The sequence below is a fragment of the Pelomonas candidula genome, assembly GCF_043555985.1.
In the GTDB taxonomy this organism is placed as follows: Bacteria; Pseudomonadota; Gammaproteobacteria; order Burkholderiales; family Burkholderiaceae_C; genus Pelomonas; species Pelomonas candidula.
In genome coordinates, this window is record NZ_JBIGIC010000021.1 from 48083 (window position 1) to 66907 (window position 18825).

Genomic DNA, 18825 nt, shown 5'->3' on the forward strand with positions numbered 1-18825 from the left:
CCCATGCATTCAAACGCGCCACCAGCAGACCCGCAAGTCCCTCGGACTTGGCTCGGCTGACACAATTGGCCCATGTCCGCCCGCGTGATTCCCTTGCACGACACCCGCTCGCTGCGCCCCCTGGCCGCCGTGACGCCGCCGCCGGGCCTGCCGTTGGCCGACCGGTTGGGCCGGCCCCTGCGAGACCTGCGCATTTCGGTGACGGACCGCTGCAACTTCCGCTGCGGCTACTGCATGCCCAAGCAGGTGTTCGGCAAGCACCACGAATTCCTGCCCCATGCCGACCTCCTCAGTTTTGAGGAAATCACGCGGCTGGCGCGCGTCTTCACGGGTCTGGGCGTCGAGAAGCTGCGCATCACCGGCGGCGAGCCGACGCTGCGCCGCGGGCTGGAGTCGCTGATCGAGATGCTGGCCCAACTGCGCACGCCGGATGGCCGCGAACTGGACCTGACGCTGACGACCAACGGCTCCACGCTGGTGAAGAAGGCCACCGGCCTGCGCGCGGCCGGCCTCAAGCGCCTGACGGTCAGCCTGGACGGGCTGGACGACGCCGTCTTCCAACGCATGAACGACGTCGGTTTTCCCGTCGCCGACGTGCTGGCCGGCATCCGCGCCGCGCAGGATGCCGGGCTGGGGCCGGTCAAGGTCAACATGGTCGTGCAGCGCGGCGTCAATGACGGCGAGATCCTCGCGATGGCGCGGCACTTCCGGCACAGCGGCGTCGTGCTCCGCTTCATCGAGTACATGGACGTCGGCGCCACCAACGGCTGGCGCATGGACCAGGTGCTGCCCAGCGCCGAGGTGCAGCGCCGCATCGCCGCCGAGTTCCCGCTGGTGCAGCTGTCGCACAGCGCACCGGGCGAGACGGCCGAGCGCTGGGCCTACGCCGACGGCGGCGGCGAGATCGGCTTCATCTCCAGCGTCACGCAGGCCTTCTGCGGCGACTGCAACCGCGCGCGGCTGTCGACCGAGGGGCGGCTCTACACCTGTCTGTTCGCGCACCGCGGGCACGACCTGCGCGGCCTGCTGCGTGACGCACAGCCGGTCAGCGACGACCAGCTCGCCGGCGCCATCGCCGGCGTGTGGACGGGCCGCGAGGACCGCTACTCGCAGCTGCGCGGCACGGCTGCGGCCGGGGCGGAGCCGCGTGTCGAGATGCACTACATCGGCGGCTGATGCGCGACTGCTGGTTCACGAGGAAGCTGCAACGCCGCACGGCGCTGGCGGTGGTGGCGAGCCTGGCCGTGCCGTGGGCTGTGGGGGACTTCTTCAAGGGCTTCCATCAACCCGGGCTGGTGAACGACGCCACGCGCGCCCAGCTGCTGATCGACTACCTCGTCATCGGCGCCTCGCTGTTCGGGTTGACGATGGTGGGGACCTGGCTGATCGGCTGCTGGGTGGTCGCCGTCATGCGCGGGCCGCGTCGCGAGGCCGATGCTTTCCCCGGTGCGCCGGGAGAGCCGCCGCCATGAGCCGCGTCGTCGCTCTGCTGCTCGCCGGCGGCCGCGGCAGCCGCATGGGCGGCGTGGACAAGGGCCTGCAGTTGCTGCACGGCCGGCCGCTGGCGGTTCACGTCACCGAACGCCTGCGTCCCCAGGCCGACCACGTGCTGATCAGCGCCAACCGCAACCTCGATGCCTACGCCGCACTGGGCCACGACGTGCTGGCCGACCCACCCGGCCTCGAGTTCGCCGGGCCGCTGGCCGGCATGCTGGCGGGGCTGAACGCGCTGCCCCCCGACGCCTGGCTGCTGACCGCCCCCTGCGACTGCCCGCACCTGCCGCCGGACCTGGCCGAACGCCTTCTCGGCGCGGCCGAAAGGCATGGCCTCGCCTTCGCGCAGGCCACGCGCGAGCACCCCACGCATGCGCTGCTGCACGCCCGCCTGCGCGAACCGCTGGCCGCCCACCTGCACGGCGGTGGCCGCGCCGTGCTGCGCTGGATGCGCTCGCAGCCGCACGGCGTCGCGCAGTTCGATGACGAGGCCGCCTTCGCCAACCTCAACACGCTGGCCGACCTGCATGGCTGAGGTCTCCATCCGCCCGATGCTCGAGCCTGACCTGCTCGGCTACAAGGCGCTGCGCGACGCCATACTGGCGGGCCACCCCGAGGCCTTCACGTCGGATGCCGAGACCGAGAGCCTGCGCGACCTCGCCAGCTACCGCAGCCGCCTCGCCGGCGGCACGAACGGCGGTACCTTGTTCACGCTGGTGGCGCTGGACCGCGGCCGCGTCGTCGGCGCGCTGACCTGCGAGCGCGAGCCGCGCCGCAAGGTGCAGCACATCGCCCACCTCGTCGGCATGATGGTGGCCGACACGCACCGCGGCCGCGGCATCGGCCGGGCCTTGCTGGCCGCCACCATCGCCCGATTGCAGGCCACGGACGGACTGGCGCAGGTCACGCTCAGCGTGACGACGAGCAACCGCGCCGCCATCGGCCTGTACGAAAGCGTCGGCTTCACGCGCTACGGCCGCCTGCCGGATGCCATCCGCCTGCCCGACGGTCGCAGGCTGGACAAGGATTTGATGGCCCTAAGGCTGTAGCACTTCGAACTGCACGACCAGCGCGTCCTGCACCGCCAGCAGCCCACCCAGCACCGTGAACGGCTGGATGCCGAAGTCGCTCTGGCGGACGACGACCTCGCCGCGCGCGCGCCGGCCGTCGACCTCGGCGACGAACCACTGCCGCCGCGCGACGCCGTGCAGCGTGATCTCCGCCTCCACCGCGCGCCGCGCGCCCTCCCCCACCTGCTGCAACGTGCGCACGACGACCTCCGGATGCGCCGCGGCCTCCAGCGCCTTCAACAGGTTGGCCTTGGTACCGGCGCGGGCGTCGTCGTCCACGATGCTGGCAAAGCCATCGCCCATGCGCGCGCGCAGCACGGGCGGGTCGATGGCCAGCGCATCGAGGCGAAAGCGCAGCACCGGGCCCGCGGCGGGCCAGTCCACGCGCAGGTCGCCGGCACGCAGCACATGGTTGTGCCCCAGCCGCGCCGCCGTGCCGCCGCGCCAGACCAGCACGCGCAGCTCATCACCGCCCCGCTCGGTCGACGCCGGTGTCACCAAGGGGACGTCGGTGCAGCCCGCCAGGGCGGCCAGGCCGATCAGCAGCTGTCGGCGACTTGTCGTTTGCGTGCTCAACTGGGGATTCCGCGGGGGTTCTGAAAGCCGTCGCACGGCGTTCCCGCGCGCAGCTGGACTAGCATAGCCACCATCTCCTCACGGGAGCCCCGTCATGGCCAGCCTGTTCCGTCCCGCGCTCGATCTGATGGCGCAATACGCCGCCTACCACCGCGACCGCCGCAACATCACGACGCACTTCATCGGCATCCCGCTCATCGTCTTCGCGATCAGCGTGTTGCTGGCCCGCGTCGAATTCAGCGTCGGCACGACGCCCATGAATGCCGCCATCGTGCTGTGGGCGCTGTCGGCACTGTGGTACCTCACACGAGGCAACATCATGCTCGGCGTGGCCACCGCGCTGGTCAACGGCGTGCTCACCGCGCTGGCCATGACGGCCGCGCAGGGCTCGATGGCGAGCTGGCTGGCCATCGGCGTCGGCAGCTTCGTCGTCGGCTGGGTGTTCCAGTTCATCGGCCACTACTACGAGGGCAAGAAGCCCGCCTTCGTCGACGACCTCGTGGGCCTGCTCGTCGGCCCGATGTTCGTCGTCGGCGAGGCCATGTTCATGCTCGGCTGGGGCCGCCCGCTGCTGGCCGAGATCGAACGCCGCGTGGGCCCCACCCACCTGCGCGACCTCGCCCATCCCTGACGTCCAGTCCGGATGACCGGCGTTCTCGTCATGGGCGCCGGCTCCGTCGGCTGCTTCGTCGGCGGCCTCACGCAGCTTGCCGGCGTGCCCGTCCACTTCGTCGGCCGGCCGCGCGTGCTGGCCCACCTGCGCAAGCACGGTCTGCGTTTGACAGACCAGGACGGCCTGGACCGCCACATCCCGCCTCTGCAGCTGCGGCTGCACGAAGAGCCACCGGCCGGCCTGAAGCCCGACCTCGTGCTGCTGTGCGTGAAGTCCGGCGCCACCACCACGGCCGCCACGACGCTGGCACTGGCGCTGCCCGAGGGAACGCCCGTCGTCAGCCTGCAGAATGGCATCGGCAACGCGGCAGAGGCACGCGCCGTCGCACCGCAGCTGCGCTGGCACGCCGGCATGGTGCCCTTCAACATCGCCGAGCTGTCGCCCGGCCACTACCACCGCGGCACCGGCGGCGTGCTGGCCGCTGAAGGCACCGCGGCCGACGTGGCGCTGGTGGCATGGCAGGCCGCGCTGGCCGGCGTCGGCATGAAGCTCAAGCTCCACGCCGACCTCGCGCCCGTGCAGTGGGGCAAGCTGCTGATGAACCTGAACAACCCGGTCAACGCCCTCTCGGGCCGGCCGCTGCGCGACGAGCTGCTGGAGCGCGGCTACCGGCGCGTGCTGGCCGCGCTGCAGGAAGAGGCGCTGGACCTGCTGGACGCGGCGCAACGCCCCGTCGCCCAGCTCTCGCCGCTGCCGCCGCGTCGGCTGCTGAAGCTGCTGCGCCTGCCCACGCCGCTGTTCCGGCTGATCGCGGCGCGCATGCTGCGCATCGACGCCAAGGCACGCTCCAGCATGGCCGACGACCTGGGCGCTGGCCGCATCACCGAGATCGACGCGCTGTGCGGCGAGGTCGTGCGCCTGGCCCGCAGCCTGCACCGCACGGCACCGCTGAACGCGCGCATGCAGGCCCTCGTGGAAGCCTGGCCGCAACGCCGCCAGCCGTATCTGCCACGCGAACTGCTCCGCGAACTGGGGCTGTCCTGAGTTGATGCGCGCTGCCGGCGCCCGGCACCGCCCCTAGTTCGTCACCCGCCCTACCCGGCGATCGATCTCGTCGCGGCTGCGCCGGGCTCGGCGCCCGCTTTGCCGCTTCGGTCGCACGGGCATCGCCGCGCCGCACACCGCTCCAGACACTGCGCTCCGCCCGAGGCCCGACGCCTGCGGGCATCAACCCAAGGAGCATCCCCATGAGTCTGAAGACAAGCTTGTGCGCAGCCGCAGCGGCGCTGGCCCTCACGCTGCCGGCGATCGCGCAGGACTCCAGCTACAAGCCGGGTTCGGTCTGGTTCTTCTCCAACATCCAGGTCGAGCCAGGGCAGTACGAGAAGTACCTGGACTACCTGGCCAGCAACTGGAAGAAGGTGCAGGAGCTGGGCAAGAGGGAAGGCGTCATCCTGTCCTACCACGTGCTGTCCGTGAACGCGCCGCGCAAGGACGAGCCCGACCTGATCCTCGCCGTCGAGCTCAAAGACTACCGCAGCAATGCCGAGCAGCAGGCGTTCCAGAAGAAGATCGAGGCGCTGCTCGCCGCCGACGCGCACAAGCAGGACACCGCCGCAGGCGAGCGCGGCGTCATGCGCAAGCTGGTGGGCAACATGGAACTGCAGGAGCTGGTGCTGAAATAGGCGACACCCCCGAAAAATCCGAAGCGACCTTCAGCCAGCGACTGGCTGAGGGCGACAGCAGGCCTGGGGACAATCGCCAGCTCACCCCGTACCGCCTGCCATGCTCGAACTGCTCACCAACCCACAGACCTGGATCGCCCTCGCCACGCTAACCGCACTGGAGCTGGTGCTGGGCATCGACAACATCATCTTCATCAGCATCCTGGTCGACAAGCTGCCCAAGGCCCGCCGGGAGCTGGCGCGTCGACTGGGCCTGTTCATGGCGATGTTCATGCGCATCGGCCTGCTGCTGGTGCTGGCCTGGATCGTCGGCATGGTGGCGCCGCTGTTCACGCTGCCCGGCTTCGAACGCGGCACGTCGGGGCGCGACCTCATCCTCATCGGTGGCGGCCTGTTCCTGATCTGGAAGAGCACCGCCGAGATCCACGGCTCGCTGGAAGGCGAGGACGAAACGCATGGCAGCGGCAAGGCCGCCAAGGCTGCCTTCGCCGCGGTCATCCTGCAGATCATGGTCATCGACCTTGTCTTCTCGCTGGACTCCATCATCACGGCCGTCGGCATGGTGGACGACGTGCGCATCATGATCGCCGCCGTCGTCTGCTCGGTCGGCCTGATGATGCTGTTCGCCGGCCCCATCGGCCGCTTCGTATCCGAGCACCCGACGATCAAGATGCTGGCCCTCTCCTTCCTCGTCGTCGTCGGCGTCGTGCTGGTGGCCGAGGGCTTCGGCCACCACGTTCCAAAGGGCTACATCTACTTCGCGATGGGCTTCTCACTGGCCGTGGAGATGATGAACATCAAGATGCGCGGCAAGGCCGCCAGCAAGGTCCACCTGCGCCAGCAGATCCCGGGCGGTGACGACCACTGAACGACCTGCGCGATGATGCGCGAGCCATGGAAAAGCTGATGCGTTTCCCCACCGCCGTGCCGCGCGATGCTGCCGTCGACGGCTGGCTGGCGACGCGGCACACCGGGTTGCGCGACATCGCCTGCCACTGGTTCGATGCGATGCGGGCCTGCGGGGCCGACGTGCGCGAGCTGCTGCACGACGGCCACCCCACGGCCTGCGTGGGCGACGCGGCCTTCGGCTACGTCAACGCCTTCACGTCGCACGTCAACGTCGGCTTCTTCAAGGGCGCCGAGCTGGCCGACCCGACGGGCCTGCTTGAGGGCACCGGCAAGTCCATGCGCCATGTCAAGCTCCGCCCCGGCGAGCCGGTCCACCGCGCGGCGCTGCAAGCACTGATCGAGGCCGCGTACGCCGACATGCGCAGGCGGATCTCCACGCTGTGATCACGCGCCAGCTGACACCGTTCAAGGCGTTCGACGGCATCCCCTTCAGCCTCGGTGTCGACGAACTGATCGCCGACCTCGGCCTGCCCAATCGCAGCCGGCGCAACGCCGTTGCGCTGAACGAGTACGACTACGGTCACAGCGTGTTCCGCTTCCAGGACTGCGGCCGGCTCGAAGAGATCACCAAGCGCACGCCGGTGCTGCAGGTCGGTGCCGTGGCCGTGCCGTTTGGCGCGCTGCGCGGCTTCGTGCTTGGGCAAGACGGCGAGGCTTTCGAGCGCGCGGGCTTCGTCGTCAGCCCACGCTACGGCATTGCCTTCGTGGCGGACGAGCCGGACTGGGTCACGGCCCTGGCCCGGCACTGCATCCCGACCTGGCGCGCCCTTTAGCGCCGGCCGGCGCCCAGCAGCACCAGCACGCCGCCGACAATGCCCGCCACACCCAGCCAAGTGGGGATATTGACGGACTTGTGCTCCTTCACACTCAGCTCCAGCGGGCCGATCTTGGCGGCGGTCTCGTCCTTCGTGTACGAGAAGCCGCCGTAGACCAGCGCCAGCACGCCGCCAACGATCAGGGCCAGGGCAAGGACACGCAAACCGTTCATGGGAACCTCCAGCGATGGGTAGGCCGCGGGCGGCCGCGCCACCCTGGCTGGATTGCACCGCCGAGGGTCGGCGCCCGCTGTAGGACGCCGCGCGGCGAGCGCGTCGGTTCAGGTCGCCCAGATGCGCGGATCGCCGCCCGGCAGCGCCCACAGCCGCTCGCGCCACAGCGCCCGCACGGCCCGCAGCGCCAGCGTGACGGCCTCGACCTCGTCGCCGACGACGCGCGCCAGCAGCACCGCGCCGCGCGGCCCGGCGAGATGGGTCACGCCGGACAGCGGCACGTCCGCCAGCCGCTCGCGGCTGTCAGCCAGCAGCGCCTCGGCGTCGGCCAGCGCGGTGGTCTGCGCGTAGGCCAGCGCGGTGGTCTGCGCGTAGGCCAGCGTGCCCAGCACGCGGTGGCCCGCCAGGCCGCAGGGACCGTCGAGCAAGGCCTTGTCGGCCGCGTCCAGCCAGCCGCGATCCAGCCATTGGCCGGTGATTTCCAGGTGCTGCAGCAGCCGGCCGGTGTCGAAGGGCTGGCCGGCGGCAGGCAGGCCCAGGCCCAGCACCTCGGTCGCGAACAGGCTGGCGCCCGGCGCGAGGCTGAACCTCACCTCGTTGCGCGCGATGCAGGCCGGGTAGGCCAGCGTCTCCTGCGGCAGCCACTCCAGCCGCGCGCCCTCGCCCACCGCGGCATGCACGACCTGCGCGGCCTCGCCCGCGTTGGAGCGGTAGAAGCGCGTCGCAGCGGGCGTCGTGACGAGCAGGTGCGCGCCGGGCTGCACGTCGAGATGAATGTCGAGACGGTCACCGCCGACAAGCCCGCCCGGCGGATGCACCAGCACCGCGTGGGCGATGCGGTCGCCTTCCGGGTAGAGCGTCTTCAGCAGCCGCAACGGGCCGTCGTGGCGGGCGTGAACGCGCGTCGCACCGGCGCCATCACGCGCGGCGCTCAGGGCCAGCCGCGCGGGCCAGCGAACGGTGTCAGTGGCGCCCGGCCGCCCGAAGGCACCGACACGCCTCCCCGGGGGGCAGTCAGCAAAGCGGGCGTGGGGGCCGTCAATCTCACTCAACCAGCAGGCCCTTCTTCTCGATGAAGCTCACCACCTCGGCCAGGCCCTCGCGGGTCTTGAGGTTGGTCATGACCCAGGGCTTCACGGGCCGCATGCGGGCGGTGTCGCTGCGCATGACGTCGAGGTCGGCGCCCACATGCGGCGCGAGGTCGGTCTTGTTGATGACGAACAGGTCGCTCTTCGTGATGCCGGGGCCGCCCTTGCGCGGGATCTTCTCGCCGGCGGCAACGTCGATGACGTAGATCGTCAGGTCGCTCAGCTCGGGGCTGAAGGTGGCCGCGAGGTTGTCGCCGCCACTCTCGACGAAGACGATGTCCGCGTCGGGAAACTTCTCCAGCATGCGGTCCACCGCCTCGAGGTTGATGGAGCAGTCCTCGCGGATGGCGGTGTGCGGGCAGCCGCCCGTTTCCACGCCCATGATGCGCTCGGGTTCCAACGCGCCGGCAACGGTCAGCAGCCGCTGGTCTTCCTTCGTGTAGATGTCGTTCGTGACGACGACGAGGTCCCAGGTCTCGCGCATCGTCTTGCAGAGCATCTCGACGAGCGTGGTCTTGCCCGAGCCGACGGGGCCGCCGACGCCGACGCGCAGCGGCGGGAGTTTCTTGGTGCGATTCGGGATGGCGTGCAAGGGTGCGGTCATGAACGAAAGAGTCGTGAGTATTGGGTTTCGTGGCGCGCGCCGCGGATGCCCAGCAGCGGCGCGAAGGCGAGCGGCTCGGGCGCTGCCAGCGCGGTCGCCACGGCCTGCGGGACGGCTTGCACGAGACGTGCCAGCAGGCGCTGGCCGGCCGTCTGGCCCAGCGGCACGCAGCGCACGGCGGCCTGCGTCAGGTTCTCGGCCCAGCCGAAGGCGATGGCCTGCAGCGCCGGCTCCAGCGCCGCGCCGCGGGACGCCGCCGCGGCGCCCATGACCACCGGCCAGGCTGGCGCGGGCCTGAGCTGCTGCAGCAGCGGCAGCACGGGCGCGTCGGCCACCAGCCCCTGCATCCACACCAGCAGGCTGCGGCCCATCTGCTGGACCTGCTGCAGGCTCTCGCTGGTCTCGCGGGTCTGCAGCGTCCAGGCGTTCAGTGCGGCCAGCTTCGCCTCGTCCAGCGCCAGCGTGGCTGCGTGGGCGGCGGCGGCCACGGGCAGTTCGGCGCGGGCCTGCACCAGTTCGAGCTGGTTCAGCAGCCAGTCGCCGGCACTGGCCTCGTCGTGCACGACGCCGGCATCGACGGCCGCCTCCAGCCCCTCGGAATAGCTGAAACCGCCCACCGGCAGCGCGGGGCTGGCCAGCCAGAGCAGATGCAGCAGGGACGACTCAGTGCTTGTGGTCATGCCCGTGTTCGTGATGGGCATGGTCGTGCGAGTGGTCGTGCCCGCAGCCGGGGCCGTGCACATGGCCGGCGTCATGCGCCTTGACGGGGATGGCCAGCGGCTTGCGCGCGGGCGCCTCGGCGTGGTCGTGCGCATGGCCGTGATCGTGGCCGTGGTCATGGTGATCGTGGCCGTGGTGGTGCGCATGCCCCGCGCCTTCGCCATAGGCCCCGCCTTCCGGTTCGAAGGCCGCCTGCGCCTCGGTCACGATGAGGTGCTGGCGGCGCAGCATGTCGGCCAGCACGGGGTCGGGTTCGAACTGCAGCAGCTCGGGCTGCAGTTCCAGCGGCACGTGGCGGTTGCCGAGGTGGTAGGCCGCGCGCAGCAGGTCGAACGGCTGGCCATGCTCGGCGCAGAAGCGCACCTGCAGCACGGGCTGGGCAGCGGCGATGACGCGCAGCATCGAGCCGTCCTCGGCGACCAGCACGTCGCCACCACGCAGCGTGGTGCCGCGCGGCAGCACGACGCCGATCTCGCGGCCGGTGGAGTCGGTGGCGGAGAAGCGGCTCTTGCTGCGCGTGTCCCAGTCGAGTTCGAGCGTGGCGGCGCGCTTGACGAGCACGGCGGCGAGGCCGGCACCGCCGGCAATGCGTTTGGTGGCGTGAATCATCCCGAGAGTATGAGCCCGCCCGCCGCGGCCGCCCTCACGCCCCGGTCTTTGCCCGGCCGCGTCCGCCGGCCGCGCAGGACTCGAAAAGCACGGCAGATTTCACGCATTTGGCTCATTGGTTGCAGCGCGGCGATTGAATCTTTTTTATCACTAAATATTATCAAATGTATCAATAAATGCTTTTGGACACGACCGTCATGAAGTCAGACCTGGATCACCTGGTTGCCCCCTCCCACACTGCCGGGCGCTCCGTGGCCTCGCTCACGCTGGATGCCGACGGCATCGTTCGCGACGCCAGCGACGGCATGCTCCAGTTGCTGGGCTATACCCGCGAACATCTGGTCGGCCAGCCTCATGCAGTGCTGTGTCCTGAAGCTGCCACCGCGCAGGGCGACGGCCAGCCTGCCTGGCGCCGTCATTCGGCGCGCAACGAGGTGCCGCATGCCGGCCGGCGCGTGCGCGCGGACGGTCAGGCCATCTGGCCCGCACTCGTGCACGTGCCGCTGCCCGGCCCTTCCGGCGAACCACAGACGTGGCTTGAGATCGCGATGGACAGCGACGCCCACCGCGGTCGCATGGCCGAGCTGGAGTCCTGCCATGCCGCCATGCTGCGCTCCCAGGCCGTCATCGAGTTCGACCTGCAGGGCCGCGTGACCGCAGCCAACGGCAACTTCCTGTCCGCCTTCGGCTACACCGCCGAGGAGCTGATGGGGCAGCACCACAGCAGGTTCTGCTCCGCCACCTACGCCAATTCGACCGAGTACCTGGCGTTCTGGGACGCCTTGCGGCGCGGCGAGTTCCGCTCGGGCGAGTTCCAGCGCTTCGGTTCCGACGGCCGCGAGGTGTGGATCAGGGCGACCTACAACCCGATGCTCGACCACGCCGGCAAGCCCTACAAGATCGTCAAGTTCGCCCACGACGTGACCGAGGAACGCCGCCGCGCCGCGGTGGCCGAAGGCAATCTCAAGGCCATCAGCCGCTCGGCCGCCGTCATCTCGTTCGATCTGCAGGGCCGGGTGCTCAACGCCAACGCCAACTTCCTGCGCACGATGGGCTACACGCTGGACGAGATCAAGGGCAAGCACCACAGCATGTTCTGCGAGCCAGAGCTGACGCAGTCCTCCGACTACCGCGACTTCTGGGCAGACCTGAACGCCGGCAAGTTCGCCGCCGGCCGGTTCCGCCGCATCGGCAACCACGGCGCCGAGGTGTGGATCGAGGCCTCCTACAACCCCATCCTCGATCAGGATGGCAAGCCGATCCAGGTATTCAAGCTGGCCATGGACGTGACCGACCGCGTGCGCAAGGAGCAGATCGTCGCCGAGAAGATCAGCGCCATGACGGCGGAACTGGGCGAGCTGAGTCGCGCGATCCAGGGCATCACCCACCATGCTGACGACGTGTCGGCGCAGTCTCAGGTCTCCGTCGGGCACGCCAAGGCCGGAGCCGCGGTGCTGACACACGCGCGAGAAGTGATCGACGACGTGCAGCGCAGCACCGACGACATCCGACAGATGGTTGACACCATGGGCCAGATCGCCAACCAGACCAACCTGCTGGCCTTCAACGCCGCCATCGAGGCCGCTCGCGCCGGCGAGCACGGCGTGGGCTTCTCGGTGGTGGCCGACGAGGTGCGCAAGCTGGCCGAGAAGTCGGGCAGCGCGGCGCGCCAGATCGCCATGCTGGTAGGGGCCACCGCCACGCGCATCATCGACGGCAACCGCCTGACCCATGACGCCGAGAGCGCCTTCCAGCGCATCCTCGGTTCGGTGGAAGCCTCCGATGGCCTGATCAAGAACATCCACCTGGCCACGCACACGCAGTCCACCGCCACTCAACGTGCCGAGCACCTGCTGCAGCAACTGGAAGCCACGGCGCTGGCGGGTCGGTCATGAACGAGGCCCCGGGCACCGCGCGGCGATGGGCAATCGCCCGCATCGGCGCCACGCGGCTGGCCGTCGACGCCGCATGGGTGGAGTCCGCCCTGGCCGCCGACCGGCCGCTCGAACCGCTGCCACGCCGCTCGGGGCCGGTGGCCGGGCTGCTCGCGACGCCACGGGGCCTGGTGCCGGCGGTCGACATCCCGAGATGGGTGCCGCTGCCGGGCGCGAACGCCACCGAAGCGCCGACCGACGCCCTGGCGGCAGGCGCTGGCCATCGCTACCTGGTCCTGGCCCGGCAGGGACGCCGCGTCGGCATCCGCGTCGACGAGCTGATGGGGATCGAACAGGCCCCTGCGTCCAGGCGGCAGCGCATGCACCACGCCGACGACCCGCGGGAGCTGTTCGACGGCCTGCTCGCTGCCGAAGGAGATGAACCGCCGGCGCTGGTGCTGGAGCCTGGCCGGCTCATGGACCTGCTGAACCTGTGGGTGGGCTGCACCGAGGCGGAGGCGCGGCCATCCGCGACAGCCGTCGTCGACCGCCGCACCGACTCGACGGCGCTGTTCCGCGTGGCCGGACAAGTCGTCGCCGTCCGGACACGTCATGTGGTCGAGCTGCTGCCGCTGCCCGCCGCGCCGGCCTCGTTCGTCGTGAGTGCAGCCACCCGCAACTTCGTGACCTGGCGCGACTCGATGGTCCCGCTGCTGAACGCCGCCTGGGTGATGCCGCGCTCGGCGCCGGGGGGCACCGCAACACTGGCGGCGGTGCTGTGCGACGACACCGGCCGCCACGCCATGCTGCCCATCGACGAGTTGCTCGGCCACGCGGCGGCGCCGCTCCACGCCCCGGGCCTTGACGACGACGCACCGGCCTGGTGGGGAGGCGCCTGGGAAGCCGACGAAGGCCTGGCCCGCGAGCTGCGTGCCGACGTGCTGCTGGCCGCCCTGCCCGAATCAGCCTTGCGCAAGACCACGCAACGCCTCGACCCGGCCACCCGGAGCCCGACAAACGAGCATGCCCACGTCGTGCTGCAGGCCGGCGCGAGCTTCGCCGTCCCGATGCACGAGGTGCTCGCCATCCTGGACAACGCCGCGGCCGACGCCACGACCTGCCAGTGGCGGGGCCAGACCGTCCCCGTGCGGCAACTCGGCACCACGGCCCCGACCGGGAGGCTGCTGGCGCTCTTCCACTGCGAAGGCGGCTGCATCGCCCTGCGCGCCGACCGCCTGGTGGCCCTATTGCCAGCCCACGCGGCCGAGACGTCGAGCTTCCCCGGCCGCCCTGGCGAACGCATGCTGACCACCCGCGAGCCGAACGCCAGCTACCTCGTACGCAGCGCAGCCCAGTTGGTCTGCGAAAGCCGCCCGGCCGCCGCCCTCTACTGAGAAGCCGCGGGAGCGCCCGGCGCGCGCACCTCTGCCGGCCGGCGCCTCCCGGGTGACAGACACCGGCGGGCGGGTCGCGGCATGATCGGCCTCCACGCAGCCCCAAGGCCCTCGCCCCCCATGCAACTCGAAACCCTCGCCGTCTCCATCCAGGACCACATCGCCACCGTGCGCCTGAACCGCCCCGACAAGGCCAACGCGATGAACGCGGTGATGTGGCAGGACATCCGCCGCGCGTTCGACTGGATCGACGCCCAGCCCGAAGCCCGCGTGGCGGTGCTGGAGGGCGAAGGCCGGCACTTCACCGCCGGCATCGACCTGCAGATGATGATGGGCCTGGCCCCGCAGATCCAGGACCCCTGCGACGGCCGCACGCGCGAGAGCCTGCGCCGCGTCATCCTCGACATGCAGGACACGCTGACCAGCCTGGAACGCTGCCGCAAGCCGGTGCTCGCGGCCATCCACGGCGCCTGCGTGGGCGGCGGTATCGATCTGATCTGCGCCGCCGACATGCGCTACTGCAGTGCGGACGCCTACTTCTCGATCAAGGAGATCGACATCGGCATGGTGGCCGACGTCGGCACGCTGCAGCGCCTGCCCAAGCTGATCGGCTCGCAGGGCCTGGTGCGCGAGCTGGCCTACACGGGCCGGCGCGTGGAGGCCGCGGAGGCGCGCGAGATCGGCCTGGTCAACCGCGTGTTTGACAGCCGCGAGGCATTGCAGGCCGGCGTGCGCGAGATCGCCGCGACCATTGCCGCCAAGTCGCCGCTGTCCATCCGCGGCACCAAGGAACAGCTCAACTACGCGCGCGACCATTCGGTGGCCGACGGCCTCAACCACATCGCGACCTGGAACGCGGCGATGCTGATGAGCGAGGACCTGCAGAAGGCCATGATGGCCGGCAAGGGCACCGCGACCTTCCGCGACTGAACCCTGGCGGCCCGGCCGGCCGATCAGAGCCCCGGCGGCAGCGGGCCGAAGCGCGGCGTGGGGCCTCGCTCCAACTGTTGCAGCCGCCGCTCCAGGTCGGCGATGTCCCGCGCTTCGCGGAGGAAGCGCTCGTCGTCGTCCACATGTGGCTGATGCCAGGTCCGCCGCAGCCAGGCACCGGCGCGCCGGAGCAGGTCCGGGACATCGACGGTCGGGGTACGAGTGGCGGTGCGAAGCATGGGACTCTTTCGTGATGCGTTGGCTCACGATAGATTTCGCTCCCACCGGCGCCAAGGCACAGCTGGCACTGCGTTCAGCCGCCCTGTATCAGCGCCCGCGCTGACACAGCCGGCTGGTTCGGCTCCTTCCGCCATCGCTCCCGTTGAACTTTCCACGTGCCTGCCATGCTGACACTCACCCAGACCCTCGCCTTCCTCGCCACCGCGCTGGTGCTGACCGCCACGCCCGGGCCGGACAACCTGATGGTGCTGAGCATGGGCATGTCCCGCGGCCGGCGGGCAGGCATCGCGTTCGGCCTCGGCTGCGCGCTGGGCTGCCTGAGCCACACGCTGCTGGCAGTCGTCGGCGTGAGTGCGCTGGTGGCGGCGTCGCCGGTCGCGTTCACGCTGCTGAAGGTGGCCGGTGGCGCCTACCTCGTCTGGATGGGCGTGCAGGCCTGGCGGCATGCCGGCGCGGTGCGCGTGGGTGGCGAGGCGACGGATACCACGCCGCTGCGCCAGCTGTTCGTGAAGGGGCTGATCGCCAACGCCATCAACCCCAAGGTGGTGCTGTTCTTCCTGTCCTTCCTGCCGCAGTTCGTCGTCGCGTCGCAGGGCGAGGTGGCGTGGCAGCTGGGGCTGCTGGGGCTGCTCTTCACGGCTCAGGCCGTGCTGCTGTTCGGGCTGCTGGGCTATTTCTCCGGCAGCGTCGGCGCCTGGCTGAACCGCCGGCCCGGCGTGGGCCGCTGGCTGGACCGCCTGGCCGGCACGGTGTTCATCGGCCTGGGCGTGCGCATGATCGCGGCACGCTGAAAGCCGGCGCCGCTCAACGCGACGCAGCCTTGCGCGACGCGGCGGCGGCGAGCGCCTTCAAGCCCTTGTTGACCTGGTCGCGGTTGCCCTGCGCCGCGGCATCGAGGCTGGCGTTGTCGTCCGCGAGCGTGAGGCCGGCGCCGGCCAACGCCTCGCGCGCTTCGCCGACCGACAGGCCGAAGACTTCGGCCACCGCGCGCAACGGTGCGCGCGCCAGCGCCTGCACCGCGACGGCGGCCATCGAGCCGCCCTTGCCGCCGTCGGCCGGGCGCACGAAGGCGGTGGCCGCGAACACGGCCACCGCCACCAGCAGCAACGCCAGCGCGCGGCGATGGCCGGTGAAGTGCCGCTTGAACGCCGCCAGGTTGGACAGCACGTGCAACATCACGGCGGCCACCAGGCCCCAGCCCAGCCAGGTGTGAATGTCCTTCTGCAACGGCGATTGCCAGTGGAAGAACAGCATCACGCCGGTGGCGGCCATCAGGGTGAAGCAGGCCATGACCAGCGGCGTGGCCCAGTGGCGGGAAACGGAAGGAGTCGTCATCAGGATGGGAGCAATGGAAGGACAAGAACCTGCGCATCATCCCTGCGCCCGGTGAACGCCACGTTGCTGTACTCGCCGCCCCCTCAACACGCAGCAAGTTGACCGGGATCAGAGCCTGCCGGGTGGCCGCTGCCTAGAGTCAGGCAACACCTCTTCCGAGCGGCCAGCGCCGCCCTCCTCCCCATGCTCGACCCCAAGAACGCCGACGTCTGGCTCGTCGGTGGCGGCATCGCCTCGATGGCAGCGGCCACCTTCCTCATCCGCGACGCCGGCATGCCCGGCGCCCGCATCCACATCCTCGAAGAACTCGGCATCGCCGGCGGCTGCCTGGACGGCAGTGCCTCGCCCACCCAGCCCGGCTACGTGACCCGCGGCGGGCGCATGCTCTGCGAGGAGGTCTACCAGTGCCTGTGGAACCTGCTGGACGGCATTCCCTCGCTGGAGAAGCCGGGCCTGTCGGTGCGGCAGGAGATCGTCGCCTTCAACGAACAGGTGCGCACCGAGGCTCACGCCCGGCTCATCGCCCGGGGCCCGCGCATCGTCGATGCGCGCCACTACGGTCTCGATGGCCGCGACCGCGCCGAGCTGACGCGCCTGCTCGCCACGCCCGAGTCGCTGCTGGGCGCGCGGCGCATCGACGAGCTGTTCTCGCCGCACTTCTTCCAGAGCAACTTCTGGCAGATGTGGCGCACCACTTTCGCCTTCCAGGACTGGCACAGCGCCATCGAGCTGCGGCGCTACTTCCTGCGCTTCCTGCAGGAGTTCCCCCGCATGCACACGCTGGCCGGCGTGCGCCGCACGCCCTACAACCAGTACGACTCCATCGCCGTGCCGCTGCAGCGCTGGCTGACGGCCCAGGGCGTGGACGTGCGCTTCGGCCACCGCGTCACCGACGTCGACTTCGACCAGCGCGACCCCGCCGCCCGCCGCGCCACGCGGCTGCACGTGCAGACGGCCCAGGGCGCGCAGGCCATCGACATCGCGCCGGGCGACGCCTGCTTCATCACGCTGGGCTCCATCACCGCCGACGCCACCTACGGCAGCAACACCGACGCGCCCGAGCTGATCCGCGACCGCCGCGACGGCGCCTGGTCGTTGTGGGAGACGCTGGCGCCCAAGGCCGACGACTTCGGCCGCCCGCACACCTTCTTCAACGTGGACGACAACAAATGGCTGTCCTTCACGCTGACCATGCACGGCCGCACGCTGCTGGACCGGCTCATCGGCTTCAGCGGCAACGAGCCCGGCACCGGCGCGCTGATGACGTTGACGGACTCCAACTGGCTGATGTCCCTCGTCGTGCCCTACCAGCCGCACTTCCCCGGCATGCCGGCGGACACCTACACCGCCTGGGGCTACGGCCTCTTCATCGACGCACCGGGCGACTTCGTGCACAAGCCCATGTCGCAGTGCGGTGGCCGAGAGCTGCTGGACGAGTTGCTGCACCACCTCGGCTTCGACGACATCCGCGCCGTGGCGCTGGCCAGCACCGACGTGACGCCGGTCATGCTCCCCTACGGCTCGGCCATGTTCGCACCGCGCAAACCGGCCGATCGCCCCCACGTGCTGCCCGAAGGCGCGGCCAACTTCGCCTTCCTGGGCCAGCACGTCGAGCTGCCGGACGACACGGTCTACACCGTCGAATACTCCGTGCACTGCGCCATGCACGCCGTCTACCGCCTGTTCGGCGTGGACAAGCCGATCCCGCCGATCTATCAGGGCCTGCACGACCCGCACGTCGGCCTGGAGGCGCTGACGGCGGCGTTCAGCTGACGACGGCGACGGCGCGCTACTCGATCAGGTCGATGGCCCAGTCGAACGACGGCTTGGCAACGTGGTCGTGGGCAACGCCGAAGTCCCGGCGGTCGATCACCAGCCCTTCGTAGCCCCGCCGCCGGTAGCGCACCTGGTAGGCATCCACGTCCTGCACGTTGCCCGGCGCGCTGGCGCTGCTGAGGATCAGATGCACCGGCAGGCGACGGCTGGCCGCAAAGCGCGCGTCCTCGTCACGGAGGTTCTGCGGCGTGAGGCCCCAGAAGGCGCCGTCGAACAGCAGGTAGTTGCCGAAGAACGGCGTCGTCGAGCTCTCGTGACTCAACAGGATGGCCCCGAGCAGACCGCCGTAGGACGTGCCCGCGAACGTACGCGCCGTCGTCGTGCGGTAGCTGGCCTCGATCAGTGGCACCAGTTCCTGCTTCAGGAAGCTGCTGTAGGCCGGCGCACCGTCGGCGGTGTAGTCGATGGCGCGGCGATCCGGCTCGGGGCCGCCCTGCTCGATGCTCACGAGGATCGTCTGCTTGTGGCGCTGGTCCAGCATCCGAGAGAAAGCCTGAAAAGACCACTGCCCGTCGGTCGCATAGATGACCGGGTAGCGCCTGCCCGACGTGGCATAGCCCTGCGGCAGGTAGACGTGGAAGGGGTAGGCGATGCCCGTGTACCCGGACGCGATCGATTTGTTGCGCTCCACCGTGCCGGCGTAAACGTAGGCAGGTGCCGACGCCGCGGACGGCGGCGGCTGCACAGCGGACGGCCGGGCATCGGCCGACGGGCCCACGCCGCGGCAGGCGCAGGCCATGCAGGCCAGGCCCAGCAGCAGGCACCGACGTAAGGACATGGGGCTCTCTCGGTTGTGACGGCCGCGAGCATACGCACGACCGGGGCGACGGCTGGCGCCGCGTGACGGCGAGAAGCACGG

The 18825-nt window shown here is 70.4% G+C and carries 24 protein-coding genes; 15 read left to right on the plus strand and 9 right to left on the minus strand.

The window, feature by feature from the left end; all coding sequences use genetic code 11:
• Positions 1–72 precede the first annotated feature (72 nt).
• From moaA to ACG04R_RS26880, 4 genes are read left to right on the plus strand one after another with little or no spacing between them, the layout of a single operon-like run.
• A complete protein-coding gene (moaA, locus tag ACG04R_RS26865; protein WP_394417318.1) occupies positions 73–1176 on the plus strand; it encodes a GTP 3',8-cyclase MoaA in 1104 nt (367 codons plus the stop codon).
• Positions 1176–1472: a hypothetical protein gene (locus ACG04R_RS26870; protein ID WP_394417321.1), complete on the plus strand. Its 297-nt coding sequence runs from the start codon at positions 1176–1178 to the stop codon at positions 1470–1472. Before moaA ends, ACG04R_RS26870 begins: the two co-directional genes overlap by 1 nt.
• Positions 1469–2029, plus strand: a complete 561-nt coding sequence (gene mobA, locus ACG04R_RS26875; RefSeq protein ID WP_394417325.1) for a molybdenum cofactor guanylyltransferase MobA — start codon at positions 1469–1471, stop codon at positions 2027–2029. The genes ACG04R_RS26870 and mobA overlap by 4 nt, the downstream gene beginning before the upstream one ends.
• The gene (locus tag ACG04R_RS26880; RefSeq protein ID WP_394417328.1) at positions 2022–2543 is read left to right on the plus strand and encodes a GNAT family N-acetyltransferase; all 522 of its coding nucleotides are present in this window, start codon (positions 2022–2024) and stop codon (positions 2541–2543) included. Before mobA ends, ACG04R_RS26880 begins: the two co-directional genes overlap by 8 nt.
• Here the strand turns inward: ACG04R_RS26880 and ACG04R_RS26885 are convergent.
• Positions 2532–3140, minus strand: a complete 609-nt coding sequence (locus ACG04R_RS26885; RefSeq protein ID WP_394417331.1) for a YceI family protein — start codon at positions 3138–3140, stop codon at positions 2532–2534. The genes ACG04R_RS26880 and ACG04R_RS26885 overlap by 12 nt on opposite strands.
• A gap of 94 nt (positions 3141–3234) precedes the next feature.
• On the opposite strand from ACG04R_RS26885, the gene ACG04R_RS26890 reads away from it, so the two are divergent.
• The 6 genes from ACG04R_RS26890 to ACG04R_RS26915 all read left to right on the plus strand — a co-directional run bounded on the left by ACG04R_RS26890 (position 3235) and on the right by ACG04R_RS26915 (position 7120).
• Positions 3235–3771, plus strand: a complete 537-nt coding sequence (locus ACG04R_RS26890; RefSeq protein ID WP_394417334.1) for an Mpo1 family 2-hydroxy fatty acid dioxygenase — start codon at positions 3235–3237, stop codon at positions 3769–3771.
• A gap of 12 nt (positions 3772–3783) precedes the next feature.
• On the plus strand, positions 3784–4797 hold the full coding sequence (locus ACG04R_RS26895) for a 2-dehydropantoate 2-reductase (protein ID WP_394417337.1): 1014 nt from the start codon (positions 3784–3786) through the stop codon (positions 4795–4797).
• A 203-nt stretch (positions 4798–5000) separates the two neighbouring features.
• The gene (locus ACG04R_RS26900) at positions 5001–5438 is read left to right on the plus strand and encodes a hypothetical protein (protein ID WP_394417340.1); all 438 of its coding nucleotides are present in this window, start codon (positions 5001–5003) and stop codon (positions 5436–5438) included.
• Between the two features lie 100 nt (positions 5439–5538).
• A complete protein-coding gene (locus ACG04R_RS26905; RefSeq protein WP_394417343.1) occupies positions 5539–6306 on the plus strand; it encodes a TerC family protein in 768 nt (255 codons plus the stop codon).
• A gap of 38 nt (positions 6307–6344) precedes the next feature.
• A complete protein-coding gene (locus tag ACG04R_RS26910; RefSeq protein ID WP_394417346.1) occupies positions 6345–6731 on the plus strand; it encodes a DUF1801 domain-containing protein in 387 nt (128 codons plus the stop codon).
• The gene (locus tag ACG04R_RS26915) at positions 6728–7120 is read left to right on the plus strand and encodes a hypothetical protein (RefSeq protein ID WP_394417349.1); all 393 of its coding nucleotides are present in this window, start codon (positions 6728–6730) and stop codon (positions 7118–7120) included. The genes ACG04R_RS26910 and ACG04R_RS26915 overlap by 4 nt, the downstream gene beginning before the upstream one ends.
• On the opposite strand, the gene ACG04R_RS26920 is transcribed toward ACG04R_RS26915, so the two are convergent.
• The 5 genes from ACG04R_RS26920 to ureE all read right to left on the minus strand — a co-directional run bounded on the left by ACG04R_RS26920 (position 7117) and on the right by ureE (position 10357).
• The gene (locus ACG04R_RS26920; RefSeq protein WP_394417352.1) at positions 7117–7335 is read right to left on the minus strand and encodes a hypothetical protein; all 219 of its coding nucleotides are present in this window, start codon (positions 7333–7335) and stop codon (positions 7117–7119) included. The genes ACG04R_RS26915 and ACG04R_RS26920 overlap by 4 nt on opposite strands.
• Positions 7336–7443: 108 nt before the next feature.
• The gene (locus ACG04R_RS26925) at positions 7444–8388 is read right to left on the minus strand and encodes an urease accessory protein UreD (RefSeq protein WP_394417355.1); all 945 of its coding nucleotides are present in this window, start codon (positions 8386–8388) and stop codon (positions 7444–7446) included.
• The gene (gene ureG / locus ACG04R_RS26930) at positions 8381–9028 is read right to left on the minus strand and encodes an urease accessory protein UreG (protein WP_394417358.1); all 648 of its coding nucleotides are present in this window, start codon (positions 9026–9028) and stop codon (positions 8381–8383) included. Before ureG ends, ACG04R_RS26925 begins: the two co-directional genes overlap by 8 nt.
• Positions 9025–9708, minus strand: coding sequence for an urease accessory protein UreF (locus ACG04R_RS26935; RefSeq protein WP_394417361.1), 684 nt, complete (start codon positions 9706–9708; stop codon positions 9025–9027). Before ACG04R_RS26935 ends, ureG begins: the two co-directional genes overlap by 4 nt.
• A complete protein-coding gene (gene ureE / locus ACG04R_RS26940; protein WP_394417364.1) occupies positions 9692–10357 on the minus strand; it encodes an urease accessory protein UreE in 666 nt (221 codons plus the stop codon). Before ureE ends, ACG04R_RS26935 begins: the two co-directional genes overlap by 17 nt.
• Before the next feature lie 197 nt (positions 10358–10554).
• Here ureE and ACG04R_RS26945 point away from each other — a divergent pair, with 197 nt between their 5' ends.
• The 3 genes from ACG04R_RS26945 to ACG04R_RS26955 all read left to right on the plus strand — a co-directional run bounded on the left by ACG04R_RS26945 (position 10555) and on the right by ACG04R_RS26955 (position 14555).
• Complete coding sequence (locus ACG04R_RS26945; RefSeq protein WP_394417366.1) at positions 10555–12252, plus strand: methyl-accepting chemotaxis protein; 1698 nt, start codon at positions 10555–10557, stop codon at positions 12250–12252.
• A complete protein-coding gene (locus ACG04R_RS26950) occupies positions 12249–13625 on the plus strand; it encodes a chemotaxis protein CheW (protein ID WP_394417369.1) in 1377 nt (458 codons plus the stop codon). Before ACG04R_RS26945 ends, ACG04R_RS26950 begins: the two co-directional genes overlap by 4 nt.
• Positions 13626–13745: 120 nt before the next feature.
• A complete protein-coding gene (locus tag ACG04R_RS26955; RefSeq protein WP_394417372.1) occupies positions 13746–14555 on the plus strand; it encodes a crotonase/enoyl-CoA hydratase family protein in 810 nt (269 codons plus the stop codon).
• A gap of 23 nt (positions 14556–14578) precedes the next feature.
• Here ACG04R_RS26955 and ACG04R_RS26960 read toward each other — a convergent pair whose 3' ends face one another.
• A complete protein-coding gene (locus ACG04R_RS26960) occupies positions 14579–14794 on the minus strand; it encodes a hypothetical protein (protein ID WP_394417375.1) in 216 nt (71 codons plus the stop codon).
• A 165-nt stretch (positions 14795–14959) separates the two neighbouring features.
• Here ACG04R_RS26960 and ACG04R_RS26965 point away from each other — a divergent pair, with 165 nt between their 5' ends.
• Positions 14960–15586 (plus strand): LysE family translocator, encoded by a 627-nt coding sequence (locus tag ACG04R_RS26965; RefSeq protein ID WP_394417378.1) that lies wholly within the window; start codon positions 14960–14962, stop codon positions 15584–15586.
• Positions 15587–15599: 13 nt separating this feature from the next.
• Here ACG04R_RS26965 and ACG04R_RS26970 read toward each other — a convergent pair whose 3' ends face one another.
• Entirely contained in the window at positions 15600–16130 is a 531-nt protein-coding gene (locus tag ACG04R_RS26970) for a DUF4405 domain-containing protein (RefSeq protein WP_394417381.1), read from the minus strand.
• A 183-nt stretch (positions 16131–16313) separates the two neighbouring features.
• Here ACG04R_RS26970 and ACG04R_RS26975 point away from each other — a divergent pair, with 183 nt between their 5' ends.
• Positions 16314–17903, plus strand: a complete 1590-nt coding sequence (locus tag ACG04R_RS26975) for an oleate hydratase (RefSeq protein WP_394417384.1) — start codon at positions 16314–16316, stop codon at positions 17901–17903.
• Positions 17904–17919: 16 nt separating this feature from the next.
• On the opposite strand, the gene ACG04R_RS26980 is transcribed toward ACG04R_RS26975, so the two are convergent.
• A complete protein-coding gene (locus tag ACG04R_RS26980; protein ID WP_394417387.1) occupies positions 17920–18744 on the minus strand; it encodes an alpha/beta hydrolase in 825 nt (274 codons plus the stop codon).
• Positions 18745–18825 lie beyond the last annotated feature (81 nt).

Coding starts and splice junctions, on each gene's coding strand:
- ACG04R_RS26905 (WP_394417343.1), top strand. CDS start 5,539: ATGCTCGAACTGCTCACCAACCCACAGACCTGGATCGCCCTCGCCACG.
- ACG04R_RS26900 (WP_394417340.1), top strand. CDS start 5,001: ATGAGTCTGAAGACAAGCTTGTGCGCAGCCGCAGCGGCGCTGGCCCTC.
- ACG04R_RS26980 (WP_394417387.1), bottom strand. CDS start 18,744: ATGTCCTTACGTCGGTGCCTGCTGCTGGGCCTGGCCTGCATGGCCTGC.
- ACG04R_RS26870 (WP_394417321.1), top strand. CDS start 1,176: ATGCGCGACTGCTGGTTCACGAGGAAGCTGCAACGCCGCACGGCGCTG.
- ureG (WP_394417358.1), bottom strand. CDS start 9,028: ATGACCGCACCCTTGCACGCCATCCCGAATCGCACCAAGAAACTCCCG.
- ACG04R_RS26975 (WP_394417384.1), top strand. CDS start 16,314: ATGCTCGACCCCAAGAACGCCGACGTCTGGCTCGTCGGTGGCGGCATC.
- ACG04R_RS26945 (WP_394417366.1), top strand. CDS start 10,555: ATGAAGTCAGACCTGGATCACCTGGTTGCCCCCTCCCACACTGCCGGG.
- mobA (WP_394417325.1), top strand. CDS start 1,469: ATGAGCCGCGTCGTCGCTCTGCTGCTCGCCGGCGGCCGCGGCAGCCGC.
- ACG04R_RS26910 (WP_394417346.1), top strand. CDS start 6,345: ATGCGTTTCCCCACCGCCGTGCCGCGCGATGCTGCCGTCGACGGCTGG.
- ACG04R_RS26890 (WP_394417334.1), top strand. CDS start 3,235: ATGGCCAGCCTGTTCCGTCCCGCGCTCGATCTGATGGCGCAATACGCC.
- ureE (WP_394417364.1), bottom strand. CDS start 10,357: ATGATTCACGCCACCAAACGCATTGCCGGCGGTGCCGGCCTCGCCGCC.
- ACG04R_RS26970 (WP_394417381.1), bottom strand. CDS start 16,130: ATGACGACTCCTTCCGTTTCCCGCCACTGGGCCACGCCGCTGGTCATG.
- ACG04R_RS26965 (WP_394417378.1), top strand. CDS start 14,960: ATGCTGACACTCACCCAGACCCTCGCCTTCCTCGCCACCGCGCTGGTG.
- moaA (WP_394417318.1), top strand. CDS start 73: ATGTCCGCCCGCGTGATTCCCTTGCACGACACCCGCTCGCTGCGCCCC.
- ACG04R_RS26950 (WP_394417369.1), top strand. CDS start 12,249: ATGAACGAGGCCCCGGGCACCGCGCGGCGATGGGCAATCGCCCGCATC.
- ACG04R_RS26955 (WP_394417372.1), top strand. CDS start 13,746: ATGCAACTCGAAACCCTCGCCGTCTCCATCCAGGACCACATCGCCACC.
- ACG04R_RS26960 (WP_394417375.1), bottom strand. CDS start 14,794: ATGCTTCGCACCGCCACTCGTACCCCGACCGTCGATGTCCCGGACCTG.
- ACG04R_RS26895 (WP_394417337.1), top strand. CDS start 3,784: ATGACCGGCGTTCTCGTCATGGGCGCCGGCTCCGTCGGCTGCTTCGTC.
- ACG04R_RS26880 (WP_394417328.1), top strand. CDS start 2,022: ATGGCTGAGGTCTCCATCCGCCCGATGCTCGAGCCTGACCTGCTCGGC.
- ACG04R_RS26935 (WP_394417361.1), bottom strand. CDS start 9,708: ATGACCACAAGCACTGAGTCGTCCCTGCTGCATCTGCTCTGGCTGGCC.
- ACG04R_RS26920 (WP_394417352.1), bottom strand. CDS start 7,335: ATGAACGGTTTGCGTGTCCTTGCCCTGGCCCTGATCGTTGGCGGCGTG.